Genomic DNA, 3,077 nt, shown 5'->3' with positions numbered 1-3,077 from the left:
TCGTCCTTACGAAAGGCCTTGACCTTTCTGATGAACTCGATCTCAATATTATTCTCAGCGGCGATTGCCACCGCATGAGAGCGGATCTCCTCTCTCAAGGCATTGGCAAACTGCGGGTAGTCGAAAATCCTGATCTTGTTCACGTTCAGAAAAGCTGTCATGCCACGATCAAAGCACCACCCCGGGAGGATACCCTGGATCACTACCCGGTCATAGCAGGAGATAACTCCAGCTATCTGTTTACTGTAACGTTGTGTAAGCAACATCGTTTTCACTCCATACTGTGATATTTTCTTGTATATTTCAGCATGGAATATTAAAATCCTTTTTGGTTCCGGCTATGCCGGGTTAGGATATAGGCTAGGGGTGTAAAAATGGCGCGAACCGCTAGAAAGAAAAGCTGAAGAGCGCATTATGCTGCCTCCTGAATCCACTGCTGGAAAAACCCCCGTATATCCCGTATATATAGAATAGAATTTTCTTGGGAGTTAAAATATATAATAGCAAAGGGGCTTGCTACAGAAAGAAGGGGTGTTATTTTATGAAAAAATATAGTTTTACGATACTTATTGAAAAGGATGAAGATGGCGGATATATTGCAACAGTACCAGAATTGAAAGGATGTCATACCCAGGGGGATACAATGGCTGAAATAATGGCCAGTATTGATGAAGCCATTAGGTTATGTTTGGAAGTTCATGAAAAAGACAGAATTGATGTTTTTAACCAGAACTTCGTTGAATCGAGACAGTTAGAGTTGGTTATTTAAAATGAGTAAAATAACGATTATTTCACCCAAAGAAATGGTATCGGTTTTAAAACAGTTAGGGTTTGAGGAAATACGTCAAACAGGCAGTCATAAATTATTTAACCGACCGGATGGCAGAAATACTGTCATACCCATGCATAGCAAAGACCTTAAACGCGGACTGATTAAAGCAATCCTCAAAGATATCGGTTTAAGCATTGAAGATTATGAACGTATCAGGAAGAATTAAACAGCAGGTGCCAGGCACTTAAGTTGTTAAGTTATTGCTTTGCCAAGATGGAAATCGCCTCTGGTTACAATAGTAACTAAAGGCGGTTTTATTATATTTCCTCTGCATTCATTCTTTTGGCCGGTGGTTAAATTCAAGAAAAAAGGCTCTCTTGGAGAGCTTCAATTTGCGAGCTGACAGGACAGGATATATCTTCCCCAACTGTTTGAAGTCAAAGCCTGTAAAGCGCAGTATAGCTATGCTATACTGTAAATAAAAGGGGGTGGTGCGGTGACCGAAATAAAAAGAGCGGAAAACATAGATGATCGCTTTATTATGTCCCCTAAGATTGATTTCGTATTCAAACTGATTTTCGGTGATGAAAAAAACAAAGATATACTGATTGCCTTTCTAAGTGCAGTATTAAAAATGCCGACAGAGGAATTCGCGGGTATTGAGATAATCAACAACGAATTGTTAAGAGAATTTGCGGAAGATAAGAAAGGAATTCTGGATGTCAGGGCTAAAATGAGCTCCGGCAAACAGATAGATATAGAGATTCAGATACTGCCCACCCAGTTCATGCCGGCCAGGACTTTATTCTATTGGAGTAAAATGTATAGTTCCCAGGCCCGGGCCGGGGATAGTTATGCGGTACTTAAAAAATGCGTAACCATCAACATATTAGATTTCAAATGCATTCCCCTTAATAAACTGCACAGCTGCTACCACTTGACTGAAGATGAAACCGGCTACCAACTGACGGACATCCTGGAGATACACTTTTTAGAACTGCCCAAGCTTTTTGATGAAGCTGTGGAAAAGGATGAAAGCGAACCCCTGATTCAGTGGATGGAGTTTATTGACGGTAAATCCAAAGGAGTGATGGAAATGCTGGCCACAAAAAATGAAGAGATAAAAAAGGCCCTGAGTATTTTGGAAATAGTAAGCCAGGATGAAAAGGCCAGAATGATTTATGAAGCCAGGGAAGCGGAAATTCGTGATCAGATAACCCGGATTGAATCAGCCCGCGAGGAAGGTCTTAAAGAAGGCATAGAGAAGGGCATAGAAGAAGGTATGGAAAAAGGCATAGAAAAAGGTATAGAAAAAGGTATGAAGGAATTAGCTGTCAAGCTTATAAATAAAGGGATTGATATTGATGTCATTATCCAAGCATCCGGCTTAAGTAGGGAAGAAATCGAAGCTTTGATAAACAAGTAGGGTTCGGGGTTCAGCAGGTGCCAGGCACTCAAGTTGTTAAGTTATTGCCAAGATGGAAATCGCCTCTGGTTACAATAGTAACAAAAGGCGATTTTTACCTTGGCACGGGTCTGGCCTATTTCCCCAGATGGGGACAGGCTCCTTGTCCCGATTAATATCAAGAGAAACAGAGCGCTTAATTGTTATGCCAATCTAAATGCAAATCTTTACTTGATATGGGAAAGATTGAAGACCTAATGGATTTTTTGGAATAGAGGATTTTCGGTGATGAAAAAAACAAAGATATACTGATTGCCTTTCTAAGTGCAGTATTAAAAATGCCGACAGAGGAATTCGCGGGTATTGAGATAATCAACAACGAATTGTTAAGAGAATTTGCTGAAGATAAGAAAGGAATTCTGGATGTCAGGGCTAAAATGAGCTCAGGCAAACAGATAGATATAGAGATTCAGATACTGCCCACCCAGTTCATACCAGCCAGAACCCTATTCTATTGGAGTAAAATATATAGTTCTCAGGCCCGGGCCGAGGATAGTTATGCGGTACTTAAAAAGTGCGTAACCATCAACATATTAGACTTCAAATCATTCCCCTTAATAAACTGCACAGCAGCTACCACTTGACTGAAGATGAGACCGGCTACCAACTGACGGACATCCTGGAGATACACTTTTTAGAATTGCCCAAGCTTTTTGATGAAGCTGTGGAAAAGGATGAAAGCGAACCCCTGATACAGTGGATGGAGTTTATTGACAGAAGGCTTCACTACTGGCAAGTATTGCAGACAGTAGGGTATATCTGAACGAGGGTATTGAATTGAAATCGAACGAATACCAGAGATTAGGGATAGACCTTTTTGATAGTCTACATATTGCCTGT

General features: G+C 40.7%; 5 protein-coding genes and 1 pseudogene. 5 read left to right on the top strand and 1 reads right to left on the bottom strand.

Going from position 1 to position 3,077, the window contains the following annotated elements; all coding sequences use genetic code 11:
* Nucleotides 1-266: pseudogene (locus PHP87_RS11670) on the bottom strand (MarR family transcriptional regulator); the annotation flags it as partial.
* A gap of 275 nt (nt 267-541) precedes the next feature.
* Between PHP87_RS11670 and PHP87_RS11665 the strand changes: the two are divergent.
* The 5 genes from PHP87_RS11665 to PHP87_RS11645 all read left to right on the top strand — a co-directional run bounded on the left by PHP87_RS11665 (nt 542) and on the right by PHP87_RS11645 (nt 3,000).
* Nucleotides 542-769, top strand: coding sequence for a type II toxin-antitoxin system HicB family antitoxin (locus PHP87_RS11665; RefSeq protein ID WP_299921567.1), 228 nt, complete (start codon nt 542-544; stop codon nt 767-769).
* 1 nt (nt 770) lies between these two features.
* Entirely contained in the window at nt 771-998 is a 228-nt protein-coding gene (locus PHP87_RS11660) for a type II toxin-antitoxin system HicA family toxin (protein WP_299921565.1), read from the top strand.
* Nucleotides 999-1,268: 270 nt separating this feature from the next.
* A complete protein-coding gene (locus PHP87_RS11655; RefSeq protein ID WP_366942944.1) occupies nt 1,269-2,198 on the top strand; it encodes an Rpn family recombination-promoting nuclease/putative transposase in 930 nt (309 codons plus the stop codon).
* Between the two features lie 257 nt (nt 2,199-2,455).
* Nucleotides 2,456-2,821, top strand: coding sequence for an Rpn family recombination-promoting nuclease/putative transposase (locus PHP87_RS11650; RefSeq protein ID WP_366942946.1), 366 nt, complete (start codon nt 2,456-2,458; stop codon nt 2,819-2,821).
* Entirely contained in the window at nt 2,818-3,000 is a 183-nt protein-coding gene (locus PHP87_RS11645) for a PD-(D/E)XK nuclease family transposase (RefSeq protein WP_299921563.1), read from the top strand. The genes PHP87_RS11650 and PHP87_RS11645 overlap by 4 nt, the downstream gene beginning before the upstream one ends.
* The last annotated feature ends 77 nt before the right edge of the window (nt 3,001-3,077 follow it).

Source organism: Syntrophomonas sp., assembly GCF_028707975.1.
Classification (GTDB): Bacteria; Bacillota; Syntrophomonadia; order Syntrophomonadales; family Syntrophomonadaceae; genus Syntrophomonas.
Note: the sequence above shows the minus strand (reverse complement) of the source record. Positions and strands in the feature narration are given on the sequence as shown.